Genomic DNA, 25,719 nt, shown 5'->3' with positions numbered 1-25,719 from the left:
CCGCCCTCCGGCACGGGCGGGCAGGGACGGCACGGGGCTCAGCGGCTCAGCGGCTGTGACGGTAGCGCTCTGCTGTCACGGATCCGCAGCTTGGCGATGATGGCACCGACGGCCATGGTCGGGTTGCCGGCCCTGCCGCTTCCCTTCGACGAGGGCGAGCAGCACAGGGCGCGACAGCTGGGAGATCAGCAGCCGCGGCCCAGCGCTGAAAACGCACAGCTCCGGCTGGTGGTGGTCCCGTACCTCAAGGACAGGCCCACCCCTGTGCCGTCGTCCCGCGTCACATCACTGCTCTGCATCCCCAGAGCGTAGACCGCGACTACGGGGCGCCCGATGATGCCCATGGCCGGTCGACCCGGTCCGCGCGCACTTCACATGTGGGTAGCCCGCGGCGGGAAACGCTCGCGGTGCTCGTTGAGCCTTTCCACTACTTGAGCCCCGGACCGCGTGACGCGACAAGCGGCCCGGCCGACAACAGAGATCCTGCGGACTCCGGCGGGCACCCGGGAGTTACGGCAAGGCTGCCTGGTTGATCGCGGCCTGCCGGCTGAGGTGCTGGGACCGGAAGCCGCACCACCCGCGGCCGCCCCCTGCCCCGCACCGGAACGCGGGCCTACTCACGACGCCGGGCCGAAACTGGTGAAAAGGTACGAAACTACGCCGCCAAGTAGTGACCTGGATTGACACTGATCGTTTAAGGATGCGTACGGGTCAACGGAGGCACTCTCGTGCCGGTGGAGTAAAGGTGTCGCATGGCGACCTCGTGTCGGCCGGCCGTCTCGGTTCCGGAATACGTCATCTCCATGAAGGAGACGCTCGACCTCGGACGTTCGCGGCATGCAGGCCACCCCCAACTGGGCCCAGCGCTGAACCCGATCGGGAACACCGGGGTGCGGACAAGGCACTTTGTGCCGCCGATGACTGAGACACTCGCGCACCCGGGCTTCGAGGAACGCGACCAGCTGTACGCGGCCGAGGCGAAGGCCCGCCTACCGCTGGTCGTGCAGCGGGCGCTGCAGGACAGCGAACTGCGGGCCGCGGACATCGCGCGCGGCCTTCTGGCCGGGTTCGGGCCCGGCGTCACGGCCGAGATGGCGCTGGACCGGTGGAGTCGTACGCCGTGACCCTTGCAGGAGGAGGCCCGAGGACGGCCTGCCCCGGGACGGCGCCCAGCGGTCTGATCGTACGACCCGGTGAGGGCCGTACGCTTCGCGCGGCCGCCCAGCACGTGACGTTCAAGGTGACCGACGGGCAATCTCGTTTCTCGTCGAGCTTCGAGGTGTTCGTGCCACCGGGCTTCGATGTGGGCGCCCACGTCCACGCACGCAGCGAGGAACTGTTCTACGTCCTCGAGGGCGAACTCGACGTTCTCGCCTTCGAGCCGCGGGTGCGCACCGCGGACGGTTGGCGGGGGTGGCAGTCGCCGAAGGGTGAGCGTGTGGTCCGTGCCACGCCCGGCACGGTCATCCTGGTCCCGCCCGGCTGCCCGCACGCCTTCGCCAATCCCACTGGCGACCCGGCCCGGATGTTCTTCCAGTCGTCCCCGCCACCGGCCCACGAGCGCTATTTCGAGGAACTTCTGGAGATCCTTTCCGCCGACGGGCCTGCGGACCACCAGGCGATCGCCGCCCTGCGCCGCCGTTACGACATCGAGCAGCTCACGCCGCTGCGCCATGACCAGCCAGCCGGGAGTCAGTGATGAAGGACATGAAGGACGTAGCCGCGCCGTTGTACGAGGTGTCGGACTTGGCCGCCCTCGACTTCGACCCGTTTCTCCGCGCGGCTCTGCAGGCCGAACCGGTCATCCGGATCCGACTGCCGCACGGAGCCCCCGGCGAGTGCTGGCTGGCGACCCGGCACGACGCCGTCCGGTTCGTCACCTCGGATCCCAGGTTCAGCCGCGACATCGTCGGCCGGCCGCTGCCCAGCATGAACAGATACCTCATCCCGCTGGACCGAGCGGTCAGTTTCGTCGACCCGCCCGACCACACCCGCGTCCGCTCTGTGGTGTCCTCGGCGTTCAACCGCTCCGGTATGGCGGCCCTGCGCCCCCGCGCCCAAGCCCGGCTCGACCAACTCATCGACTCCATGGTCGCGGCCGGGCCGCCCGCCGACCTCATCCAGCATGTGACCTCCCCCTTTCCGATGCACGTCGTCGGAACCGTGCTGGGTGTGCCGGAGGCCGACCGGCCGCGCCTGCGCACCTGGGCCAGCAACGTCCTCACCCGGGCGAAGGACGAAGCGGAGGTCGAACGCGCACGGCAGGCCAAGGAAGAAGCCCGCGCCTTCTTCCTCGAACTGGCCCGTGAACGCCGGCTCCAGCCGCAGGACGACCTCATCAGCGAGCTCGGAGCCGCTGTCGACAGCGGCAGGATCGAGGAGGAAGAACTCCTCGCCCTGGTCACGCTGACGGCGCTGAACGGCTGGCACGCGGTGCGCAACCACACCTCCAACATGGTCTACCTCCTGCTCACCGACGACAGTCTGAAGATCCGACTGCGCTCCGACCCGCAGGCCGTCCCCGAGGCCGTGGAAGAGCTCTCGCGCTGGATCCCCCACAAGCACGGCGTGGGACAAGCCCGCATCGCCACGGAGGACGTCGAGGTGGGTGGCGTCCTGGTCCGCCGCGGCGAGGCCGTCTACGTCTCATACGTGGCAGCGAACTGGGACGAACAGTGCTACCCCGAACCGCACCGGATCGACATCGACCGCAAGGGCCCGCCCCACTTGGCCTTCGGCTACGGCCCTCACCATTGCGTAGCACCACTGCTGGCCCGCATGGAAGCCGAACTGCTGCTGACCACCCTCATGGCACGCCTTCCCGACCTGCGGCTGGCCATCGATCCCGGAGACGTGCCCTGGCAGAAGGACGTACTCATCCGAGGGCCGGTGGCCCTGCCGGTCACCTGGTAGAACACCACGCCCACCGGCCGACGGCGGCCGGGAACCGGCTGCTGGTGGAGTCCTCGATGCTCACCGCGCTGTTGTGGTCCCGATGGGGGCAGGAACCGCCGACCTCTGGCGAGCCTCTCATTCCGCGTGCACCAAGGGCCCGAGGCTGACCTGTCTCAGGCAGGGGTACCAGCGCCGCTGCGACACCCCTTATTGGGCTGCTCCCCCTGAGCCACTGGCTTCTGCGATCACCGCCCCGGCGGAACTCCACAACGGTCTCAGCCTGATGCGTGCACGGACGCAGCCCCCGGAGCCCGTTCGCCCGCCGTCCCCACCCCCAGGCACCGCCGTGTTGCACGCTGACAACGCCCTGCGCCTGCCCCGTGCTGTCACCGCCAGCGCCTTCACCGGTGCGGAGATGGGCGGCGGCTGGGCTTACGACAGCCTTGGGGTGCTGCCAGTCCTCTACGGCGCAGCGCCCCGGGAGAGGAGCCGCCGCTGTGGGATCTGCTGGCCTGGGCGTCGCCGCAGGACCTCTTCGTGATGGCAGTCCGGGAGTCGCCGAGACCGCGCTCGCTCCGTCTCCGCTGCCTGCCTGCCGACATGATCGAGCAGCTCCGGTTGAAACCCAGGATGACCGTGCTGGCAGTCGGATGGGGCACGTACCTCATGAGCGCCGTCCGAGCAGATATGGGTGATCATGAGCATCGGCGACGGTCAGTAGCTGTCAGTTATCGGGGTCTTTACGGTCCTCCGTGTCTGGACCGTACAGGTGCCCCACCGACGGTTGGCGTGCTCTTGCCCGGGTGTCTCGGGGATCCAGGGCGGAGCCATGGCCATATCGAGGCGACGGACCCCGGAAATCGATGCGTCTCGCTGGGCTGCCCCCTTGGCCGGCGGGCCCGACCTGCGCACACTGGAACTATGCGCGAAATGATCGTCGGCGAGACGGCGCAGCGTGAGGATCTGCTCGCTGCAGCCGTCGTCGAAGCCGTCGAAGGAACCGGCGCGTACGCCGGGAGCGTTTTCCTCCGCTCCCACGACCGCCGGTCGATCGTGCTCGCCGCGACGTGCGGTGTACCACCCTCGCTGCTCGGGGGCTGGCACCTCATTCCGGTCAGCAGTCCCATCCCTGTCGCCGCAGCCTATGACTCCGGGCGCACGGTCCACCTGGCCGACGCCGAGGACACGATGCGCCGGTATCCCCAGCTCGCGGTAGCCCTGCCATACGCCTTCGGCTCCTGCTCCGTGCCGGTGGGCTCAGGTGGGGAGACCTTCGGTGCGCTGGCGATCGTCTGGGCGGCGTCGCCCGGCGGCGAAGGGCTGTCCAAGGCCCAGCGCCGCCACGTGCGGACCATCGCCAACCGGCTCGGTGACTCCCTCTCCGACCTCCGCGCCCGTACCGGCGACCCCGTCGAGTGCGACCCGCAGACGATTCCCGTCGAGAGCCCAGCTCCCTCGGCACCGGCCGTACGGGCCGGCCTGTTCGACTGGGACCTCGTCACCGGCACCTTCACCGTGGACGACGAGCTTTGCGCGATCTTCGGTCTCGACCCCCGCGCTTTCGACGGACGAGCCGAAACGCTTGCTGCCTGCCTGCACCCCGGCGACCGCGCCACCCTTCGAGCGGCCGCCCGCGCGGGAGCCGCCGAGGGCCGGATCACAGCACGGCCCCTGCGCATACGGGACCACAGGGACGGCGGCGAGGGGTACCGCACGGTCGAGTTGTGGGGCAGCGCACCGGAGGCCGGCACCGCGCGGGCACGCACCCACCTGATCGGCACGGTCGTCGACGCGCAGGCCGGCAGCGCGGCCGTCGCCGCGGTCGAACGGCTGCGGGACGGGGTGCTCTCCCTCGCCCCCGACGGGCGGGTCACCTATGCCAACCACAGCGCGCTGCAGCTGCTGGGCGTGCGCGGCGACGAATTGCTGGGCCAGTTCCTCTCGGACGTGCTGCCGTGGCTGTCCGATCCCGACGTCGAGTACCGGCACCGGTCCGCGATGATCTCGCAGGCGCCAGTCTCCTTCCTGGCCTGCAGACCGCCCGACCGGTGGCTCGCCTTCTCCCTCCATCCGCAAGCAGACGGAGTAACCGGCCGGGTGGTGCCCGTCGGCACTTCACCGTCGACCTCAACGCCATCCGCTGCCTCGGCCGAGACAGCAACCGCTGCCCCACCGGCGCGCCTAGGCGTCATGTACCACGTCCTGCAGCTGGGCAGCGCGCTGACCGAGGCGGTCACCGCCCGCGAAGTCTGCGAAGTGGTCTCCGACCAGCTCCTCCCGGCCTTCGGGGGCCAGCAGCTGGCGATCTACGTGGTCCGCGACGGCACCATGCACCTGCTCTTCCACACCGGCCACCACGAAGATTTCCTCGACTGGCTCGAGGGCGTACCGCTGCATGCGCGCCTGCCGGGTACGGAGGCCCTGACCTCCGGCACTCCGCTCTTCATCGAGTCGCAGCAGGACCTTTCCCAGGGCTACCCCGGCATCTACACGGGCGACGTACGCTCCTGGGCGTATCTGCCACTGATCGCCTCCAGCCGCCCTGTCGGCACCTGCGTCCTCGGCTTCGACGACATCCACCGGTTCACGGAGAAGGACCGCGGCGTCCTCACCGCACTCGCCGGGCTGATCGCCCAGGCCCTGGAACGCGCACGACTGTACGACTCGGAGTTCGCCCTCGCGCGCGGTCTGCAACAGGCGCTCCTGCCGCACCGACTGCCCGTAGTCCCGGGCATCCGCACCGTCGCGCGCTATCTACCCGGTACCAGCGGAATGGACATCGGTGGCGACTGGTACGACGTCATCCCCACCGACAGTGGGGTCTCTCTCATCATCGGAGACGTGGAAGGGCACAGCATCGCCGCCGCGGCCACAATGGCCCAATTGCGCAGCGCCGTAAGGGCCTTCGCAGCCGTGGGCCATAGGCCCGGCGATGTGATGGCCGGCGTCAACCGAACCCTCATCGACCTCGACCCCGGGCTGCTGGCCAGCTGTTGCTCCATCCACCTCGAACCCCACAGCCAGCACGCCTACGCCGTCGTCGCCGGCCACCCCGCACCCCTGCTCCGCCGTCCCGACGGGACGACCGACGCCCTTGAACTGGATGCCGGCCCACTGCTCGGTGTGGATCGCGCAAGCGTCTATCCAGCAGCCCGGATCGACCTCCCGCCAGGATCCATCCTCGCCCTCTACACCGACGGACTGGTCGAGGAACGCGGCGCCGACATCGACGTGGGGATCGACCGCCTGCGAACATCCCTCGCCCGCGTCCGGGCCGACTCACTGGACGAACTCGCCGACCGCCTGCTGCACAACGCCCGGGGCTCCTCGTACCGAGCTGACGACATAGCCCTGTTGCTCACCGAGCTCGGTGCCGGTCACGGTGCCGACAACCAGGCTTCTTGGATCTCCTGACAGGGGTGGGGTGTTGAGGTCAGGCTCGTCGTATGGGTCGTGGGGATCTGACGAGTGTGGAATGGGAACGGCTGGAGCCGTTCTGGCCTCGTGGCGGTAGGCCTGGAGGCCGGTGGAGTGATCACCGCAGGGTGATCAACGGAGTGCTCTACCGGGTGCGGACGGGTGTCCAGTGGCGGGACTTGCCGGAGCGGTTCGGTCCGTGGGAGACCGTCTACAAACGGCATCGCCGCTGGTCAGTGGATGGAACTTGGGCGATGCTGCTGTCTCGTATCCAAGCTGCCGAGGACGCCGCGGGCCGAATCGACTGGGAGGTGTCAGTCGACTCGACCGCGGTGCGGGCCCACCAGCATGCCGCCGGTTGCGAGGAAGGCACCGGCGGCCGCCGGTCCTCAAAGGGGAAACGTACGGGGGACGAACCAGGTCGATCCGGTGCTACGGAAACTCGCCGTCCGGCTGGAGCAGGTGGTCAGATCGGCGAATGTCTGGGACGTTCCCGAGGCGGCTACACCACCAAGATCCACCTCGCCGCCGAAGGACGGAGCCGACCTCTCGCCGTCGTCCTGACGCCGGGCCACTACGGCGACGGCCCCCAACTCCAACGCGTACTGGAGCACGTCAACGTGCCCCAGGCCGGAGTCGGCCGCCCGCGCATGCGACCCGATCACGTCCTGGCCGACAAGGCCTACACCTCCCGGAAGAACCGCCGCTACCTGCGACGACGCGGCATTCCACACACCATCCCCGAACGCCTCGACCAGCAAAGACACTGGAAGAACCGTGGCTCCCGAGGCGGCCGGCCCACCGGCTTCGACAGCGAGCGATACAAGAACCGCAACACCGTCGAACGCGCAAGCAACCGGCTGAAAGGCTTCCGGGCAGCCGCCACCCGCTACGAGAAACAGTGCCTAAACCACTGCGGCCGCCCGGCTAAGACGAAAAGGGGCAAGCTCTGATGTCCCTCGGCTGACGCCCCCGGCCACCGGCGGTGGCCGGATCGGCGGCCTTTCGGCGTCAGGGCATGGCCGGGTACGCCTGGCTCATGTGGTGGTCCGTCCGGACTCCCGTCGATCGCCATGGAGGCGCGCTGTGATGGCCCCAGCCGGCATGACCAGTTTCGAGGACGTCTACGCCCTCCCCGACCCCCGCGGGTACTTCGCCGCCCTCGAGCCGTACGCGTACCAGACCCCCGGCCACGCCCAGCCGGTCTTCCGCGCGCTCAGCGCCGAACTCGGGCCGGCGCGGCGAACGGTCCTCGACATGTGCTGCTCCTACGGGATCAACGCCGCCCTGCTCAACCACGACGTCACCCTCGACGAACTCTTCGCGCACTACACCTCGCCAGCGGTGGCCGGAGTCACTACCGCCGCACTCGCCGACCTCGACCGTGACTTCTACGCGGCCCGCCGCCGCCCGGACGCCGTACGGACCATCGGCATCGACGTGTCCCAGCCGGCCCTGGACTACGCGGTGGCCGTCGGGTTGCTCAACCAGGGGCACTGCCTGGACCTGGAACACACCGAACCGACGGAGCGGCTGCGCGGTTCGCTCGCCGGGACGGGCCTGATCACCATCACCGGCGGCACGAGCTTCCTGACCGAGCGCACCTTTACCCGGCTGTTCACCGCCATCGGCCGCCCCATGCCGGTGGCGGCCTTCGTCCTGCGTACCCACGACTACAGGCCGATCTCCGCCTGCCTGCAATCGTACGGACTCACCGTGGAGCGCGGCGCCGACACCCACCGGCAGCGGCGCTTCACCGACCCCCAGGAACAACAGCGGGCAGTAGCCACCGTCACCGCCCTCGGCGAGGACCCCGCGGGGAAAGAGTCGGCGGGCTACTTCCACACCCGACTCCACCTGGCCCGCTGAAAGCCATGCCGAGGACCGGGAAGGACCCGGCCGGACCTGTACCAAACGGAAGGAGTGGAAGTGCTTGTCCCCGGCGCGTTCCCGGCAGGCTGGGAAACACGACCCAGATTGAGCGGCCTGGGCACATGCCGCAGGCGGAGGGACCAGCGCAGCACGGCGCTATGGCTGCGTAGGTCAAAAGCAGGAACGGTTGTCGACGCGTTCTGGGAACGACCACGGGTCGACGACCACGAAGATGTTGCTGAGAAGTAGGAACAGGGGACGCCGTAGGGGGCTTCGGGTTCCTGGACCGCCGGGGATTGCCCATGAGGGATGATCCCCTCATGGACAGAGTTGTTGACCTTGACGAGGTGGCTGTCGTTCTAGCTGAGCGGACCGTGGGTTGGACGTCAGCTGGACTTGAAGTGGGCCGGGCGACGTGGAGGGATGCGGAGGCTTCCTGGCCTCAGCCACTGGAGACGGACAGGGCTCGGGTTCATGATCCGGAATCGGTTGGCGTGGTCATATCCGGTCCGGCGGAGGCCGTGCTGTCGGTTGTGCTGTTCCGTGGTGGCTGGGGCGATGTGGACTTCGTCGCTGACCTTGACGACGCTGGTTGCCTGCCGGCCTCGGGGGTCACCTCGGCTTCAGAGTTCGGGACCCGGGTGGATCAGTGGGTCACTCGTGTCTTCGGGAGCCTCGACAACGGTCGATGAGGGCTGCCCCGCCTCGGCTCACATGGCCACCTGCTGTTCAGCGCGAGCGCGGGGTGCTGGCGAGTCGGTAGGAGTCGGTGCCCGTCCCGATGATGTTGCCGCCGAAGGTGAGGCGGTCGACGATGGCTGCGCAGAGGCGGGAATCGGTGAAGGTCTTCGTCCAGCCGGACGTGAGGTATGGCAGACCGATCTCCAGGCATCTCCCTGCCGCCCCCGGAGCGGTTCGGTCAGCGTGAGGGCATGGACGACCCGCAGACAGGCGCGGTCGGTTTCGGCCCGAAGCCACTCCCCCGGGCGCATCATCACCGCCGCTTTCAGCGGGTTCGCCATACTTGCCCTCACTCACTACGCCTCGTGAGTCGAACCGCTCGGTCGCCAGCTCCTGCACGCGCCCCTGTATGGCGCGGCGGTGCTGGCGCGGATGGCAGTGATGACCGTGCGTGCCCAATCGGCGGGGTCCGGGATATTCAGCAAGGCGGCCAGGCCGGAGATGTGGGCAGCACGCTCCTGCCCCGTCATGGTGAGCGCAGTGCGCAGAGTGTCCACCAAGTCGTCGGGCAGCAGCGGGTCGGTCAGCACGGCTGCGTCTCCCAGGTGCTGGGCCACTCCAGCGTGGCGGGAGAGGACCAGGACGCCTGGGCGTCGAGTGGCGTGGTGTGCGGTGATGTACTCCTGGGCGGTGAGGTTCATGCCGTCGGCCAGGGAGGTCACCCAGAACACGTCGGCTGCCAGGTAGTGGTCGACGATGTCGGTGAAGTCGAGGTTGTGGGGGAGGTACTCGACGGGCTGCCAGCCGGTGGTGCCCCAGCGTCGATTGATATGGGTGATGGCGGTCTCGAGGGCGGTGCGGGTCGTGTCGTAGGCGCGGATGCCGAGCTCGGGGGGCGGGCAGATCAGCCGGTAACAAATCTTGTGGCGCAGTGCGGGCGTTTCAGTGAGGAGGCTGTCGAGTGCACGGATCTTGTGGACGGGGGCTTTGGCGTAGTCGAGTCGTTCCACGGACAGCACCAGCTGGGTGCCATCGTTGCCGGGGTGCGGTCGGGCTGCGGCACGGGTACGGGCGAGGGTGGTGACGGAGCTGCGGTCGATGCCCAGGGGGTGCACGCCGATGCGAGGGGCGACTCCGGCGGATTGAGTGAGGAGCCGGTGGAAGTGCTCGGCGCAATCGGGGGTGTGGAAGCCGGCCCAGTCGAGGCGGGCGAGTGAGTCGCGCAGCTGGTCGGCTTGCGGGATGCGATCGAAGACGTCGGGGTGGGGGAAGGGGGTGTGGTGGAACAAACCGATGGTCAGATCGGGTCGGTCGGCTTTGAGGACGGCGGGTACGAGCCAGAGGTTGTAGTCGTGGAGCCAGACGGTCGCGCCGTGTTCGGCGAGGGAGGCGATGTGCCGGGCGAAGGCGGTGTTGACGGCCTGATAGTCGCTCCAGTAAGCGCGAGGGTGACGGATGAGGTCAGGTTGGGACATCAGGGCCGGCCAGAGGGTCTCTTTGCAGGTCCGGTGGAAGTAGCCGGCCCACCGGCCGGGCGGCATCGGCAGGAGGGACAGCCTTGGGCCGCCGGCAGCCGCAGGAGGTGGCGGTGGCGGCGCGGGTGCTTCTCCGACGTGGGCGGCGGCCCACACGGCATTCAAGTCTGCGTCGGTCAAAGCGGCCTGCAGGGTGGGCAGGACGCCGTTCGGGCTGGAGGGCGGCTGCCAATGCCCGTCGAGCCACCGAACAGGCGGTCGGTGGTAGCCGACCACCACCGGGTGCTTCGGGGGCCGGCCGAGGCGTTCGAGCCCTTCAAGCACGGCGGCGGCCCCTTCGAGGGCCGAGTGATGGATCAGGGTGCCGGCCGGGGCCTGTGCCCTGAGGGCGGGCTCCGCGTTGGCGACCACCACGGCAGGCGTGCCCAGGCGGAACAGCGATAAGTCGTTGAGGGAGTCCCCGGCCACCAGCATCCCGCTGCGCGGCCATGCGAGCCTTCGGGCGAGAAGCTCCAGCGCGCGCCCCTTACCGGCGTTGGGCGGCAGGACGTCGAAGTAGCGGCCCGAAGCGTAGGACCAGGAGCAGCCCAGCGCCTGGACCGCCCGGATCAATTCGTGGCAGAGATGCTCCGCGGCGAGGTAGAAGGAGCAACGGCCTTCCTGCGGTACGTGCTCTTGGTAGACGAGGTGCGGGAACGGGGCCAGCGCCGCCCGGACGTGTCCGGCACCCGGCCATCCGGTACGTAGCTGCGCCTCCAGGGCCCGGTCGTGCGTCATGCGGGTGGCGTCGACGACGCTGGACCCGACGTCGGCGATGATCCATTGCGGAGAGGGCAGCAGGGGGTCCTCGCGCAAAAGCGCCCGGACCGACGGCAGGCCGCGGCCGGTCGCGAAGACAACGGCTGTGTCCGGATCCTCGCTCAGGGCGTCGAGGAGCCGGCGCCGCTCGTGTCGGCTTCCGGCCAACAGCGTGCCGTCCAGATCGGTGGCCAGCACCCTGACGGTGCCTGCCCTTGCCCTCCGGGGCTCACCACGCGGGGTCATGGGTCACCGGGTCGATAGCATCCGTTCCCTCACAGGCGTCCGGATCCGGCGGCTGCGGCAGAACTCCCTGCAGGTCCCGGATCGCTCGACCGAGACGGACTGCAGGGGCATCTGTGCTGTCCAGCAGCCGGGTCACCGCTTCCCCGGGCACCTCGCGCGCGGCGGCGACCAACTCGTCGATGGCGGAACCGATTCGGGACACAGCATCTCCCTCGGGATGGGCCGGCAAGGGCTGGCCGGGCGGGCGGCGGAAACAGGAGCACCGCACACCCCCCGACACGGGGCAGGAGGCCGGTCTGTGACCGGCTCCGAACGGCGTGAACCGGCGCCGGATTACTGGGCTACCGGTACCTCGCCGGACACCTCAACGCCCACCTGGCGGAAGTCCTCCAGAGTCGACGCCGTCGTGTCCGGGGCAACCCCGACCGAGTAGTCCAGGAGCACACGCGCACGGAACCCGGCCTTCACGGCGTCCAGAGCCGTCGCACGCACACAGTGGTCGGTGGCGATGCCCACCACATCGACGTCTTCCACCCCTCGCGAGCGCAGCCAGTCCGCCAGGGGCGTGCCGTGTTCGTCGGCGCCTTCGAAGCCGCTCTTGGAGGCACTGTGGGCGCCCTTGAAGAAGACGGCGTCCACCTTGCCGCCCGTGGCCGTGGGGGCGAAGTTCGGGTGGAACTCACCGCCCTCATTGCCGACCACGCAGTGGACGGGGAAGCTGTCTTTGAAGTCCGGGTTCTCCGAGAAGTGGCTCCCCGGATCGATGTGATGGTCCCGGGTGGCGACGACGTACTGATAGTCAGACCCCGCACTTCGTTCCACTAGATCGGCGACGGCGGTCGCGATCCGCGTTCCACCCGCAACCGGGACGCTGCCTCCCTCACAGAGGTCGTTCTGCACATCCACCACGATCAAACCTCGACTCATCACGACCACCTCTCACAACGCAGGACGGGATCGCTGCGACAAACAGAACCGCACCAGATCGGGCACCCACACCGGGGCCCTCGACCCCAGCCAGGCCGGGCCACCGGAAACCCGGAGGTGACACCATCCGCGCATCAGCCCTCGCCGCAATCCACTTCGGACACCCCCAAGGCCTACACGCCACCGCCCGCCCCGTGGACGGAGCATCCGCAGTCGTCACCCGCCCGGACGAACAGGTTCACCGCAGAATCGATTCGCGGCGCTGGCAGACCAGGCGTGCACGCGCAGAACCCGGTACGTACCACAGTTGCGGCCACTTACTGCGATGCGACCGGCAAGCACCGTGATGGGGGGGGCTGCCTCTCCAGTGCCCGGACGCGACGGCCCTGCTGACCGTCCACGACCTGGGGGACGTAAGGCAGATCGGCAGCGTTGCTGAGAGTGAGATTCGATGTTCATGCTGACGGCGTTGAGACGCGGGCCGGCATCGAAGTGTTCGTATCCGTTATTGGGGCTGACTTGGACGTAGTGAGGCCGCCACGGTAATGCGGGGAGATGGGGTCGACGCTATGTCGATCTCTGTGATCTCTGGCGCCTGTGACCTTGTGGTTTGCGAGACGGACATGTCTATGTCGGGTAGTCGAGTCGTCACCAGTCGCTCAGCTGGAAACGCTGCTCGTGATCGTTTCTGCAACTTGGGTGGGCGAGAGGTGAGTGGTGTCGATGACTTCAGCTTCTCGCCGCAGCCAGGGAAGGGCGTCCTGGTAGCGAGGAATGTGGTCCAGGCGCCATTGCCGAGCGCCGTTTTCGACCATGTCGCTCTCGATGCGTCGGGCCAGCGTGTCTGGATCGGTGTGCAGCACGAAGTGCCGCACCGGAATGCCAGCCTTCGCCAACCCGGCGTGGATCTCTCCCCAGTACTGCTCGACGAGCACCGACTGGGGGATTACGAGCACTCCACCGACGAAGTCGAGGACCTGCGAAGCAGTCGCCACGACCAGACCACGCCATGGCGGCCATTCCTGGAAGTCCTTGACGGGAACGGAGTTGAGGACGTGCCTCAGCATGAAGCCGACGGTCTCGGAGTCGAAGACCCTTGCGTCTGGAAGAAGCGCGGCAAGTTCCTTCGAGGTCGTCGTCTTGCCGGCACCGAAGGTCCCGTTCAGCCAAATAATCATACTGGTGACCCTATTCGCGGGGACGGATTCGCTGTTGGCGTCCCGGACAGGACCGCTCTACGGAGTAGCCCAGCAGACACGCCGCGAGAGTCAGCGGTGCAGCAACTCCATTCGATGGCGCGGCCGTCAGGGTGCGGAGGCGGCGGTTTTCACCGGGGCGGTGTCGAGTTCCGGCCGCTTCAGTGACCTCTCGGTCAGGATCGTTCCTCCGCGTGCGTCCAGTAGTCGCGCAGCATGTCGGTGGGCCACTCCGGCTGGTGTACAAGTCCGCGGGGCAGCATCTCTTGGAACACCGGTGCCAGGTCGATGACGGGGGTGCCGTCGTCGGCGTCCAGGTCGAGCACGTGAAGATCACGGCCCTCGACTCGAAGGAGCCTGGGGTACGAGGTGGCGATGCGGGCGGGGCGTCGGTGGTTGCGGTGGACGAGGCCGCCGGTGGCCGGCCATGCCGGGTTGTCGCGAGGGCTGCGGGGCTCGAGTTCGATGTCCTGGTCCGAGCCGAGGCTGAAGTGCCAGGTGACCTCGATGTGGCTGAACTCCTCGATCCCTTGCAGGGCGCCTTCAGGGATGCTCGGCACGATGCGGATGATCGACTCGACGTTGCCCTTGTAGTCGTCGAGGCGGCCCCTGTACCTCCGACGACTCTGCCGATCACCGGCACCTTGATGTGCTCGTCGAACACGCGCTGCCCTTCGTGGGTCTCCGGCGGTCGAGAAGCCGCCCTGCCCGAATCTGTTGCTTCTACGGTACGCGTCAGCCTGCGAGGAGCATTGCGCGGGCCCCGTCGTCCAGCTTCGCAGCCTGGGTGTCCGCACGGTTTCGGAAGGGCGACAGCGCCCGTCGCATCTGGACGACCGTCTCCTTGGCCCGGCCGGACTGCACGCCGGTCATGGCGTCGAGTGCCTGACTCCAGGTGTCGCAGGCGAGGTCGAGATGCCCTGCTGTGCCTGGACGGCGCCGAGGTACCCCAGGGTGACGGAGTGCGTCCGCGCGAACTGGGCGCGTCAAGTTCGGACGCTGTGTCTGAACTGCTTTCTAGCACCTTGAAGGTCGCCATGGTCACGCAGCGCTGCGGCGGTCTCATGAGCGAGGCTGGACTCGGCGAAGAAGACCACCCTCTTCGCTCATCGTCGCCTGCGTCTGCTCGGCCAAGGTCCCGTTCGATCTGCAGCAGCGCGGCCACGGCGGCCTTCTTCCCTCCGACGGCTGCCAGGCCGCGGGCGTGCACGACGCCGAGCAGCGAACGCTCCCGCCAGCACGCTTGCGCGTAGCGGCGGCTGGACAAGGAGGCTTCGGCGAGTCGTACGGCTTCCTGCGGCTTGCCCAGGTTCGCCGACCCGGTCGCACTCGGCGAGCGTGCCGCTCAGGTTGTCCGTGATCGGACAGCGTCGCCAGTCATATCTGTAAGCGGGTGAACCAATCTCTACGGCAGGCGACCCGTCGCTCGTCACCTCCTGCTTCTGCCATGACACGTGGACGCGGGTTGCCATGCACGGTGGTGGGGGGCGGGCTCTACAACGCCGCCGGTGTGGTCAAGGCACCAGGGGTTTGTCGTCGGTGTGGCCGCATACCCAGGCCAGAGCGTCGTGGACACCGTGGATGTAGTCGCGGGGCACGGTGCGCTGGGTGGAGTCTGCCATCTGCACGGTGGTCGCGTCCGCCTCCGCAATCAGTACCTCCATCGCTGGCGCTCCGTCCGTTGACTGCGCGGTGATGGGCCCGGGCTCCCCACGCCCCAGCGCCCAGAGGTACCCAGCCAGGGCACCCCGGGCATACTGCGTCTGCTGATCCGGCCCCGCAGCCTCAGCCTCCAAACACTCAAAGGCCCGTTCGACCTCGGTCACATCGCGGACTCCGGTCTTTGCCTGCGTCGCACTGAGCGGATGCCTGGTCATACATGTACGACTAACCCCGCTCACCCAGCCCATGTCACGGCGCACCCGGCGCTCACCCGACAACCGGTAGCCGCCCCGGCGCACCCAGCCCCATGCGAATACACCCGTAGGTACGGGCGATACGACGGCTCGCTCAGTCACCCCAGGTGATTACCCCGGGCCGCGTCGCAAGCGGGCACGTGCAACAGAAGGCGACACACCTCGGGAGGTCTGCCGCTCCTTCCTTGACCGTAACCTGCGTCCCAGCCTCCCAAATGGGCTGCGCCAATCCAGAACTGATGAGTTGCCAGGATTGAGCGCAACGCTCGACGCATGGCCCAACTACCCAAGGCGCGCTGCTCGTCCGCCCCGACGGCTTTGTCGCATGGCGGACACCGGCCGCCGAACCCGACCCGGAAACACTGCTCTGCGACATAGTGACGGCGCTACTGCGCCGGCCCTGACGCCTGCGGTGAGTAGGCGCCGCTGCGTGCCCAGGGCGGTGCCGCAACTTCTGTCCGCCCGTAGGCACCTGCACAGTAGATGCGGCAATCTCGCGGAGTCCCAGCCGGAGCCCTGGACCAAGCCGTCCAGGTCCTTGTCTCTCCCAACAGTGTCATCACACTACTGCGGCCGCGGCCAGTCGCCCGGAACCTCGTGCGGCTGCATCTTCGTCAACGGGCGGCAATCCGCCTGCACTCGGGCCGAATGCTGGCACACCGACGTGACGGCGATTGACACGGCGACTACTACGCTCCCGGGTTCGTCAGTCCGCCCATCTTCCGGGCGCTCGGGTCCCGGCGCTCGGGTCCCGGCTCCCGGCTCCCGGCTCCCGGCTCCCGGCTCCCGGCTCCCGGCTCCCGCAAATCAGAATCCATGACCCCCGTGTGCGAAGTGCGTGTGGCGCACCCTGGGCCCGCTCATCCGCTTCCGACCTGACCGCCCGGGTAGGGCCGCAACGCGGAGTTCTTCGGCGGGCCGGTCCCAACTTCCCGTCAGGGCAGCCCGGTCAGTCAGGCGGGGGGACGAGGTCACCGCGCAGCCGCCGGGCGCGGAGTACCATTTCCATTTCGAAGCGGCGGTCCGGGTCGTCCAGGTCCTCGCCCCACAGCTCACGCAGCTGTCTCAGCCGGTAGCGCACGGTCTGCGGGTGGACTCCGAGCCGGTCGGCCACTTCCGGTGCGCCACCTCGCGTCTCCAACCAGGCCAGCAGGGTTTCGGCGAGACGGTGGGCGTGCGCGGGGCCGCCGGTCTCGCTCAGATGGGCCAGCCGCCGCCGCGCCAGATCGTCGATCAACTCGCCCGAGGGCAGCAGCACCAGGGCTTCGACGTGATCGCCGCAGTGCAGGAGCCGCCCTTGCGGCAGCAGGCCCTGCTCGATCATCCTGACGGCGGCCTCGGCCCAGCGCAGCGACGTGGCGGCCTGCGCCAGGGGAACCGACGGGCCGATCGCGCCGGACCAACTGGCCGTCGCCCGGTGCAGCAGCTCCGCGCGCCCGGGCGCGTCCGGGTCCGGCACCACCATGCGCGGCTGCTCGCCTTCCATGTCGAGCAGCACCTCGTCGCCCACGGCGGGGGCGACGGCCTCCTGGGCGGGGCGCAGCAGCACAGCCACTGCCACCCTTTCGGGCAGTTTCCAGCCGATACCGGCCGCGCGGTCGGCGAGGCGGGTGGACGGATCCGTGCGGTGCTCGGTGAGCAGGAGCTCGACGAGTTGTCGTTGCAGGCGCAGCCGCTCTCCGGCCTGGCGGGCGACGGCCTCGGCGTAGCCGCGTACCGACTGGGCCACCATGACGTCGAGGTACTCGAACGCGGACTCGGCGAGTTCGTACATGGCCGCGGGCGGGATGTCGACCTGCTGGCCGATCTCCGCCATACGCCGCCAGGAAAGGCGCACCCCCAGCCGGTAAATTCCCTGCAGGGAGTCCAGGGTGCGCCCCTGCGTGACTTCGCCGCGCCCGAAGTCCTGGAACATTTCGGGAAGGGCGCGCGGCCGGTCCGACCCCGTGGTCATCTGCTCCACGAAGAGCTCCAGCGCGTGCCGGATGGCGATCAGGGCCTTCGGCTCTCCGGACTCGTCGGTGATGAAGGCCAGCCCCGGATACTCCCGTCGGATCGCGGCGAGGATGTCCCGTGCGAGCTCCGGGACCTGTTCCAGGGCGCGGTCGGCGAAACGCTGAATCCGTTCTCGTGGCACGTCGTGCCACGCTGACGACGCTTCCACAGCACGACTCCTGGATGTCCGCCGCATGCCGCTCGATCAGCCGGCCTGGATCCTTACAACCTAGCCCGCGCTCGGGCTCGGCGTGCTGGACGTCCCGTCGGCGGGCGGGTTGGGGAAGGTGACGAGCGGCACATTCTGCTGCTCGGGTGTGGCGTCGAGAGCGGCGACGATTCCGAAGGCGGCGCCTGTGGCCAGGACGGCGGAGGCAGCGCAGGTCAGGAAGACGGCGAGCAGTCTGGGCATGAGGATGATCGGCCTCTCTGTCGATGAGGTTGTCACCCAGCGCGCCGGCCCGGTCCGGCGCGGTCAGTATGCGAGTCGCATTGACAGGTGGTCAAGGGCCGCCTAATTTCGCCGGTCACAGCGCTGTTACTCCCGGGTACGCCACTCCTCGGCCCGGACAGGCTGGAAACCGTGCGTGCGACCCCTTCCCGCACAGTCCACGAATGCCCCGCACATTCCGCCCGCATTGGAGTACCCGTATGCGCCATTCAACGTCGCGTTTGTCCCTGATTCTGCTGGGTCTTGGAGTCTTCCTGCTGGTATTCACCCAGCTGCTCGTCTGGTACGTGGAGCCGCGCGCCAAGCGCACACCGACCGATGTGAACTCCACGACGGTCTTCAGCGGTAAGGGCAGCTATTTCGACACCGGATCCGGGTCCACGGTCGAGGGTCAGACCATAACGATCACCCGCCGGGTGCTGGGCGACGTCGCCGGCAGCGAGCGCAGCGGAAACGCGATCTGGGACGTGTCGACACAGATCGACACCCCGAAGACGCTGCCGCTGGCTGACCCGCGGAGATCGTTGCAGTGGACCACGGAGCGCTGGGTCACCGACCGCCGGACGAACCTGCCGGTGCGCTGTTGCGAGGAGAAGCCCAGGTTCGAGGGCGAGGCCTACCTGAAGTTCCCGTTCGACGTCGAGAAGCGCGGTTACACCTGGTGGGACAGCACCCTGGGTGCCGCCGTACCGCTGAAGTTCAAGGGCACCACCACGGTCCGCGGCCACCGGGGCTACCTCTTCGCCGGCACCGTCGCGCCCACTGCCACCGGCACCCGTCAGGTGCCCGGCGTGCTGGTGGGCCGCCGTCAGGGCCAGGTGCTCGCCGAGGAGTGGTACTCCAACGCGGGGATCGAGCTGACGGTGGACCAGCGCACGGGCCGGATCATGAACGCGGTGATCGCGCCGACCAAGACGCTGCGGGCCCCTGGGTCGAAGAAGGACGCGGTCACACTGCTGTCCAGTAAGCGGCTCAAGTTCACCGAGGCGACCCGGCGCGAGCAGGTGGCGCTGGCCTCCGACGACGGAAGTCGGCTGAAGCTGCTCGGCGAGACCGTGCCGGTGGTGGGCGGGATTGCGGGCGGCCTCTTTGCGGCCGTCGGCGTCGTGATGCTGATCCGTGGCCGCCGTCGGACGGAACACTCAGGTAAGTGATAAGAACGGTCCGCCGATGAGACCAAACTTGTCACCTGCGTGCGTAGTGGAACGAATCACTCGTACCAACACTTGGGTTACCCCGCAGTAGAAACAGCTTGTTCCGGTTTGAGGCGACTCCCACTCCCAGGAGTCGCCACCGATCCGGTGCTCGCTCACCCGTCGAGCGCACCCGGTCGGCACCGTCGCCGCAATAACGGCAATACGGCAGTACCCGCACTCCGCACCAGCCCAGCGCTTCACCCCCGGAAGCCCGGCAATCCCTCACCCCGCCTCTCCCCGCAGCCGCCGAGTCGGAGCACCTCTATGCCCCAGCACGCGTCCGCCCTGGCCTCCGGCCAGGAGGACTCCCCCGCTCAAGCGCGCCCCGGCGGCCGAGTCACCGACTCGCCCGCCTTCGATCCCCACATCGCATCCGTCGCGGAACCACTGCCGCGCCGGATCACCTTCCTCGCCCGACGCGACCTGGGCAACCAGGCCGCCGGCGGCTCGGAACTGCTCATCGACCGGATAGCCGGCGGTCTGACCGCCGGCGGCCACGAGGTCACGCTCGTGTGTGGCGGCCCGGCCGCAGAACGCGACTACCGAGTGATCTCCGCAGGCGGCGACGCGGGACACTTCCTGCGCGCCAGGAAGACCTTCGCCCGTGAGGTCGGCGAGTGCGACCTGCTGGTCGAGGTGTGCAACGGCATGCCGTACCTGGCGCCGCTGTGGCACCGCGGACCGACGTTGTGCCTGGTCAACCATGTGCACACCGACCTTTGGCAGATGCGCTATCCGGGCCCGGCGGCCCGGCTCGGCCGCAGGCTGGAGCACTGGGCGCTGGCGGGCACTCACCGCGACAACCTGATGGTGGCCGTCTCCGAGTCGACCGCCTCCGAGCTGCGCGGCATCGGCGTGGCCGCGGACCGCATCCGGATCGTCAACAACGGCGTCGAGGATCCCGGCCCGCTCCTGCCCGAAGCGAAGGAACCGCTGTTCCTGGCCGTCGGCCGGCTGGTCGAGTACAAGCGCATCGACCTGCTCCTACGGCTGTGGGAGCGGGTCCGCCCGGTCACCGGCGGTCGGCTCGTCATCGTCGGTGACGGCCCCGAACGCGAGCGACTGGAAACCATGGCCGGTCCCGGTGTGACGTTCGCCGGCCGGGTGTCGGAGGCCGAGAAGCACCGGCTGATGTGCGAGGCGTGGCTACTCTTGCACCCCTCCCTCGTCGAGGGCTGGGGGCTGGTCGTCACCGAGGCCGCCGCCCGGGCCACTCCCGCCGTCGGTTTCGACATACCGGGCCTGTGCGACTCCATCGAGGACGGGGAGACCGGAGTACTGGCACGGGGCGAGAGTTCGTTCGCCGCCGCGTGGTGCGCGCTGTCCCTCAGTGCCCACCGGCGCGCAGCCATGGGACGTGCCGCCGCGCGTCGTGCCAAGCGCTTCCGCTGGAGATCCACGGTCCGCCAGTTCCAGGCTGTCGCCGCCGAGGCCGCGGCCCTCGCCTCCGCCCCGGGACGCAGGAGGTGAGCGGCCATTCCTGAGGTCACGACAAGCGCGTACAAGGATCCGTCGCTGCGGCGATCGGCCACCCTCTTCCAAGCGTTCATGCGTGAGCAGAGCGACCCCGAGCGGTGCTACACCCTGCTGGCCCGTGACTCGGTCGCGCAGGTGGCACGTCACATCGACCTGCCCGGCAAGATCGTCGTCGACATCGGCGGCGGCAGCGGCCACTTCACCGAGGAGTTCCGCCGCCGCGGCGCGCGGAGCTACCTCTTCGAACCCGACCCGCGGGAGCTGAGCGCCCGCGGCACGGTGTGCGAGGACGCGGTGCTCGCCGACGGATACCTGCTGCCGCTCGCGGACGGCGCGGCGGACGTGTGCTTCTCGTCCAATGTGCTGGAGCACGTGGCGGACCCGCAGACCTTCATCAGCGAGATGGTGCGGGTCACCCGCCCCGGCGGACTGATCTACCTGTCGTTCACCAACTGGCTCTCCCCCTGGGGAGGTCACGAGACAGCGCCGTGGCACTACCTCGGGGCCGGCCGGGCCCGCGATCGCTACGAACGGCGCACCGGCCGCGAGGCCAAGCACACCCTCGGCGAAAACCTGTTTCCCGTCCACATCGGTCCCACCCTGCGGCATGTCCGCGGCCGTGACGACGTGCAGGTCGTCACAGCGCGGTCCCGTTACTGGCCATTCCTCGCGAGCACGATCACCCGGGTGCCGGGACTCCGCGAGATCGCCACCTGGAATCTGCTGCTGATTCTCAGGCGAAGCCCATGAGCAAGCGAAGCGAGGAACGGTCATGACCACAACGGTCCAGGCGCCCACCCGGGCGCCGCAGCCCGGCCCGACGCCGTCCGAGGCGTCCCGGGCGCCGCGGGGACGACGCCTGCTGTTCGGCTTCTGGGCCGTCGTGCTGGTGTGCTTCCTCGCGGTGTCACCGGGGAAGATGACGTTCGAGACCAAGCTCGGTGTCGCCCTCGACCCCTGGCGCTTCCTCGGCGACCTCGGTTCGCTGTGGAACGGCAACATGGGCCTCGGCGGCATAGCCAACCAGTACATCGGCTACGCCTTCCCCGCGCTCCCCTACTACGCGCTCACGGACCTGCTCCAGGTGCCGGTGTGGCTGGCCGAGCGTCTGTGGCTGTCGATCATCGTGACAGCCGCCTTCTGGGGTGCGCTCAGACTCGCCGAACGGCTGCGCGTGGGCACGCCCGCGACTCGGTTGCTCGGTGCGGTGGTGTACGCGCTGTGGCCCACCTTCACCATCGTCATCGGCTCGACTTCTGCCGCCGCGCTGCCCGGTGCCGTGCTGCCCTGGGTGCTGCTGCCGCTGACCTCCGCGGCGCTGAGCCCGCGAACGGCCGCCGCGCGTTCGGCCATGCTGATCCCCTTCATGGGGGGTGTGAACGCCGCCTCGACGCTGGCCTCGCTGCTGCCCGTGGGTCTGTACCTGCTCAGCCGCCCGGCCGGCCGGCGTCGGCGCGCCCTGCTGGGCTGGTGGATACCGGGCGTCGTGCTGGCCACCGTGTGGTGGGTGGTGCCGCTGCTCCTGTTCGCCGTCCACGGCGAGAACTTCATGCCGTACGTCGAGCAGGCCGACACCACCACCGCCACCATGTCCGCGACCGAGTTGCTGCGCGGCGCCGGCAACTGGGTGGCGTACCTGCACTTCGGTGAGGCGTGGCTGCCCGCCGGCTGGACCGTCGCGGCCTCCGTCATCGCTGTGCTCGGTTCGGCGTTCGCCGCGGCCCTGGGGCTGGCGGGCCTGGCCCGCCGGGACCTGCCGGAGCGCCGCTGGCTGCTGCTGACCGTGCTTGCCGTCGTCCTGATCACGCTGGCCGGGTACGGCGGCGCCTTCGGCGGTCCGTTCCACGGTGTCGTGCAGGACTGGTTGAACGGTGCGCTGAAGCCCTTCCGCAACATCTACAAGTTCCAGCCGGGGCTGGCCCTCGCGCTCGCCCTCGGACTGGCCCACCTGACGGCTGTGCTCTCGATGAACACAAGTCCTCGCGCACTTCCCGTCCGCCGCTGGGCGCCCGCGGCGGTCGCGGTGCTGGTACTGCCCGGCCTGGCCCTGCCCTACCTCAACGGCTCGATCCTCCAGCCGGGCGCCTTCACCAAGCTGCCCACCCACTGGGAGAAGGCTGCCGGCTGGCTCAAGGACAACGCCCCGAACAGCCGGGCCATGGTCGTACCCGCGACGGCGCACGGCATCTACACCTGGGGCTCCCCCATCGACCAACCGTTTGACGTGCTGGCCGAAACACCCTGGGGACAGCGCGACTTCGTGCCCTTCGGCGCACCCGGCTCACGCCGCGCGACGGACGCCGTCGAGCAGGCGCTGCTGACCGGCACCGAGGTCCCGGGCCTTCAGGCGTACCTGGCACGGGCCGGCATGCACGAAGTGGTGGTGCGTAACGACCTCGACCCCGACCAGATCGGTTATGTCCCGCCGCAGACGGTGAAACGGACCCTGGAATCCTCCGGCTACAGAAAGGTCGCCGGGTTCGGCCCGCTCGTGACCGGCGGGCGCATCGCCGCCGACACCCCGCTCCAGGTGCAGGGACTGTACCCGCGGCTCCAGTCCGTGGAGATCTACCAGCCCCAGGACCGCGACAGGCGTCCCGACCGGGTCGGTGTGTCTGCCGCGGCCGACACGGCCGTGGTCAGTGGCGGACCCGAGGCGCTGCTCCAGCTGTCGGCCGATCCCTCGATGGCCGACCGGCCGGCCGTGCTGGCCGGGGACAGTCTTCCCAAGGGCGTCACCGCACCGGTGAAGGCCGTCGCGGACGGGCTGCGCCGAGCCGACACCCGGTTCGGACTGGTCAACAACAACACCTCGTACACGTACACCCCGGACGAGCGCAATCACTCCGGCAGCCTCCAGAACCCGGGCGAGAAGCCCCGGCAGATCCTGCCGTCGGAGGGCACGGGTCACCAGACGACGGCCCACCTGCGCGGCGCGACGTCCGTGACGGCCTCCAGCAGCGGCAACTGGCTGTTCCACCTGCCGCAGTACGACCCGGTGAACGCCTTCGACGGCAACCCGGACACCGCGTGGGCCGAGGGCAGCCCGGGCAAGCCGGCCGGTCAGTGGCTCAAGGTGGACTTCTCCGGGCCGACCGACATCCCGGCCTCCATCCAGCTGACGCCCCTGCCGGGCGACAGCATGCGCGCCGCGCCCACGCGGGTGCGGATCGAGACCGACCGCGGTTCGGCCGAAAGCCCGCTCCAGACGCACGGTCTCCCACAGGCCGTCAAGGCGCCCGCCGGCGAGGCCTCCTGGATGAAGATCACCGTCCTTGCCGCGCAGCAGGCGCGGCCGGGCCTGACCGGGGCCGGCTTCTCCGAGGTGTCGATCCCGGACGTGCAGGTGACGCGCATGCTGGCGCTGCCCGCCGACGCGAAGCGCACCGACGCGGCGGCGACCGTGTACTCCCTGCACCGCGGCACCGACGCGGGCGGCCTGTCGCCCGTATCGGCCGAGGTGGGACTGCACCGGCAGTTCAGCACCCAGGAAGCGGGCGAGTACAAGGTGTCGGCGCGAGCCGTCGCCGTGCCCGGCGGCCCGTTGGACGAACTGCTGAACCGTTCGGCCCCGGGATCGAAGAACCGGCTGACGGCCTCCGCGGACTCCACCAGCCGCAACGGCACGTCGCTCAGCGCCCGCAACCTGGTCGACGGTGATCTGACGACCGCCTGGATCGCGGGCGACCGACCGGTCGTCCACCTGAGCTGGCCCAAGAAGGAGAAGGTCGACGAGATCGTCCTGGCGCCGGCGGGCGGGGTGTCCACCCGGCCCGAGCAGGTGCTGATCAGCTCGCCGCACGGCGCCGCGACAGCTGATGTGGACGAGAACGGGCGGGTGCGCTTCCCGGAGATCGAGACGAACCGGCTCGACATCACCGTCAGCAGGGTCGCCCCGCTCACCGTCCACAATCCGGTGGCGGACGCGCAGTTGCAGCTGCCGGTCGGGCTCAGTGAGGTCCACGTACCCGCGCTGGCCGACCTGCGGGTGGCTCCTCCGAAGCCGTCCGCGCGCTTCTCGCTGCCGTGCGGTGAGGGCCCGGACCTTGCTGTCGGCGGTGTCCTGCACAAGACGAAGGCATCCGGAGCGGTACGGGACCTCACCGAGCGGCGTCCCGTCACCGTCGCACTCTGCGCAGGAGACGAAAAGGACGGCACCCTGAAGCTTCCGGCCGGAAAGCAGGAGGTGGAGGCGGGTGACGCGGGTCCGCTGGCGATCACCGACGTCACGCTGACCCAGGGCACCCCGCAGAAGATCGCGGGGGCGGAACGCGAGGCCACCGTCACCCGGTGGACCGACGACAGGCGGAGCGTGTCGGTGTCGGCCGGCTCCGGCGAGGCCACGTACCTGCACACCTACGAGAACGCCAACGACGGCTGGAAGGCCACCCTGGACGGTAGGGAGCTGGAGTCGGTGCGGCTCGACGGCTGGCAGCAGGCCTGGGTGGTCCCGGCCGGGGCGTCCGGCACCGTGGACCTGGAGTTCGAGCCCTCCGGGCCGTACCGGGCCGCACTGATCGGCGGTGTGATCGCGCTCGTCGCGCTGGCCGCACTGGCCTTCGTGGGCCGCAGGCGCAACGCCGGCGCAGCCGACGAGGAGCTGCCCGAACCGGCGGCACCCGGGATGCTGCTCGGGACGCTGGCGCTGACCGCCGTCGTCGCGGTGGCGGCGGGTCCGCTGGCCCTGGTGGTGCCCGTACTCGCCGTGGCGGCCCGGTTCCGGCCGGCCGTCCTGGTGCCGACCGCCGGGGTGGCGATGGGCGCAGCGGGCATCGTCGCGGCCATTGGCGCCGGGGAGCCGGCCGCCGACGGACAAGGCGCTTTCAGCGCCTTCGCCCAGGTGCTGGCGCTGGTGGCCCTGTCCGCCGCCTTGGTGACGGCGGTGAGCCCGGCGTCCACGGCGACCGGTCGGGGAAGTGAGGGCGGCGGCGCCGCGCCGGAAGGCGACGGCTACGGCAACGCACCGGAAGGCGATGGTTACGGCGGCACATCGGAAAGCGACAGTTACGGCGGCGCGGCCGTAGCCGGACCGGTGGTCACGGCCCGGCGGGGAAGCACAAGCCCCGGGGACCGGACCGAGCCGCTCCCCAGGGATCCAGGACGCGGTGGCCCGTCATGACCTCGTCGTGGAGCGCCGCCGGGAGGGGGGCCTCAACCTCTCCCGGCGGGGTCCGGATT

18 protein-coding genes and 3 pseudogenes are annotated in these 25,719 nt (G+C 69.3%); 12 read left to right on the top strand and 9 right to left on the bottom strand.

Going from position 1 to position 25,719, the window contains the following annotated elements:
* Positions 1 to 752: 752 nt before the first annotated feature.
* The 7 genes and pseudogenes from ACWGH0_RS14640 to ACWGH0_RS14610 all read left to right on the top strand — a co-directional run.
* Positions 753 to 1,046 (top strand): annotated as a pseudogene (locus ACWGH0_RS14640) (type III polyketide synthase); the annotation flags it as partial.
* Positions 1,047 to 1,120: 74 nt separating this feature from the next.
* Positions 1,121 to 1,699, top strand: coding sequence for a cupin domain-containing protein (locus tag ACWGH0_RS14635; protein ID WP_453404515.1), 579 nt, complete (start codon positions 1,121 to 1,123; stop codon positions 1,697 to 1,699).
* Positions 1,699 to 2,913, top strand: coding sequence for a cytochrome P450 (locus tag ACWGH0_RS14630; RefSeq protein WP_453404514.1), 1,215 nt, complete (start codon positions 1,699 to 1,701; stop codon positions 2,911 to 2,913). Before ACWGH0_RS14635 ends, ACWGH0_RS14630 begins: the two co-directional genes overlap by 1 nt.
* Positions 2,914 to 3,816: 903 nt before the next feature.
* Positions 3,817 to 6,309 (top strand): SpoIIE family protein phosphatase, encoded by a 2,493-nt coding sequence (locus tag ACWGH0_RS14625; RefSeq protein ID WP_453404513.1) that lies wholly within the window; start codon positions 3,817 to 3,819, stop codon positions 6,307 to 6,309.
* 32 nt (positions 6,310 to 6,341) lie between these two features.
* Positions 6,342 to 7,265, top strand: coding sequence for an IS5 family transposase (locus tag ACWGH0_RS14620; protein ID WP_453404512.1), 924 nt, complete (start codon positions 6,342 to 6,344; stop codon positions 7,263 to 7,265).
* Between the two features lie 151 nt (positions 7,266 to 7,416).
* Complete coding sequence (locus ACWGH0_RS14615) at positions 7,417 to 8,181, top strand: hypothetical protein (RefSeq protein WP_453404511.1); 765 nt, start codon at positions 7,417 to 7,419, stop codon at positions 8,179 to 8,181.
* A gap of 305 nt (positions 8,182 to 8,486) precedes the next feature.
* A complete protein-coding gene (locus ACWGH0_RS14610) occupies positions 8,487 to 8,876 on the top strand; it encodes a hypothetical protein (protein ID WP_453404510.1) in 390 nt (129 codons plus the stop codon).
* A gap of 18 nt (positions 8,877 to 8,894) precedes the next feature.
* Here ACWGH0_RS14610 and ACWGH0_RS14605 read toward each other — a convergent pair.
* The 7 genes and pseudogenes from ACWGH0_RS14605 to ACWGH0_RS14575 all read right to left on the bottom strand — a co-directional run.
* Positions 8,895 to 9,045, bottom strand: a pseudogene (locus tag ACWGH0_RS14605) (ATP-binding protein); the annotation flags it as partial.
* A gap of 176 nt (positions 9,046 to 9,221) precedes the next feature.
* Positions 9,222 to 11,336 (bottom strand): trehalose-6-phosphate synthase, encoded by a 2,115-nt coding sequence (locus tag ACWGH0_RS14600; RefSeq protein WP_453404509.1) that lies wholly within the window; start codon positions 11,334 to 11,336, stop codon positions 9,222 to 9,224.
* A gap of 381 nt (positions 11,337 to 11,717) precedes the next feature.
* On the bottom strand, positions 11,718 to 12,311 hold the full coding sequence (locus tag ACWGH0_RS14595) for an isochorismatase family protein (protein ID WP_453404546.1): 594 nt from the start codon (positions 12,309 to 12,311) through the stop codon (positions 11,718 to 11,720).
* 659 nt (positions 12,312 to 12,970) lie between these two features.
* Complete coding sequence (locus ACWGH0_RS14590; protein ID WP_453404508.1) at positions 12,971 to 13,489, bottom strand: AAA family ATPase; 519 nt, start codon at positions 13,487 to 13,489, stop codon at positions 12,971 to 12,973.
* A gap of 194 nt (positions 13,490 to 13,683) precedes the next feature.
* Entirely contained in the window at positions 13,684 to 14,067 is a 384-nt protein-coding gene (locus ACWGH0_RS14585) for a TrmO family methyltransferase domain-containing protein (RefSeq protein ID WP_453404507.1), read from the bottom strand.
* 175 nt (positions 14,068 to 14,242) lie between these two features.
* The gene (locus ACWGH0_RS14580) at positions 14,243 to 14,380 is read right to left on the bottom strand and encodes a hypothetical protein (RefSeq protein ID WP_453404506.1); all 138 of its coding nucleotides are present in this window, start codon (positions 14,378 to 14,380) and stop codon (positions 14,243 to 14,245) included.
* A gap of 641 nt (positions 14,381 to 15,021) precedes the next feature.
* A complete protein-coding gene (locus ACWGH0_RS14575) occupies positions 15,022 to 15,171 on the bottom strand; it encodes a hypothetical protein (RefSeq protein ID WP_453404505.1) in 150 nt (49 codons plus the stop codon).
* Between the two features lie 545 nt (positions 15,172 to 15,716).
* Between ACWGH0_RS14575 and ACWGH0_RS14570 the strand changes: the two are divergent.
* Positions 15,717 to 15,827 (top strand): annotated as a pseudogene (locus tag ACWGH0_RS14570) (aromatic-ring hydroxylase C-terminal domain-containing protein); the annotation flags it as partial.
* A 545-nt stretch (positions 15,828 to 16,372) separates the two neighbouring features.
* Here the strand turns inward: ACWGH0_RS14570 and ACWGH0_RS14565 are convergent.
* Positions 16,373 to 17,614: a PucR family transcriptional regulator gene (locus ACWGH0_RS14565; RefSeq protein ID WP_453404504.1), complete on the bottom strand. Its 1,242-nt coding sequence runs from the start codon at positions 17,612 to 17,614 to the stop codon at positions 16,373 to 16,375.
* A gap of 33 nt (positions 17,615 to 17,647) precedes the next feature.
* Positions 17,648 to 17,830, bottom strand: a complete 183-nt coding sequence (locus tag ACWGH0_RS14560; RefSeq protein ID WP_452805873.1) for a hypothetical protein — start codon at positions 17,828 to 17,830, stop codon at positions 17,648 to 17,650.
* A gap of 239 nt (positions 17,831 to 18,069) precedes the next feature.
* Between ACWGH0_RS14560 and ACWGH0_RS14555 the strand changes: the two genes are divergently transcribed.
* The 4 genes from ACWGH0_RS14555 to ACWGH0_RS14540 all read left to right on the top strand — a co-directional run bounded on the left by ACWGH0_RS14555 (position 18,070) and on the right by ACWGH0_RS14540 (position 25,660).
* Positions 18,070 to 19,023: a DUF3068 domain-containing protein gene (locus tag ACWGH0_RS14555; protein ID WP_453404503.1), complete on the top strand. Its 954-nt coding sequence runs from the start codon at positions 18,070 to 18,072 to the stop codon at positions 19,021 to 19,023.
* Positions 19,024 to 19,329: 306 nt separating this feature from the next.
* Complete coding sequence (locus tag ACWGH0_RS14550) at positions 19,330 to 20,535, top strand: glycosyltransferase family 4 protein (protein WP_453404502.1); 1,206 nt, start codon at positions 19,330 to 19,332, stop codon at positions 20,533 to 20,535.
* Positions 20,536 to 20,613: 78 nt separating this feature from the next.
* Positions 20,614 to 21,291, top strand: a complete 678-nt coding sequence (locus ACWGH0_RS14545; protein ID WP_453404501.1) for a class I SAM-dependent methyltransferase — start codon at positions 20,614 to 20,616, stop codon at positions 21,289 to 21,291.
* A gap of 22 nt (positions 21,292 to 21,313) precedes the next feature.
* Positions 21,314 to 25,660 (top strand): alpha-(1->3)-arabinofuranosyltransferase domain-containing protein, encoded by a 4,347-nt coding sequence (locus ACWGH0_RS14540; RefSeq protein WP_453404500.1) that lies wholly within the window; start codon positions 21,314 to 21,316, stop codon positions 25,658 to 25,660.
* Positions 25,661 to 25,719: the final 59 nt, after the last annotated feature.

The organism is Streptomyces sp. NPDC054887 (assembly GCF_053610585.1).
Note: the sequence above shows the minus strand (reverse complement) of the source record. Positions and strands in the feature narration are given on the sequence as shown.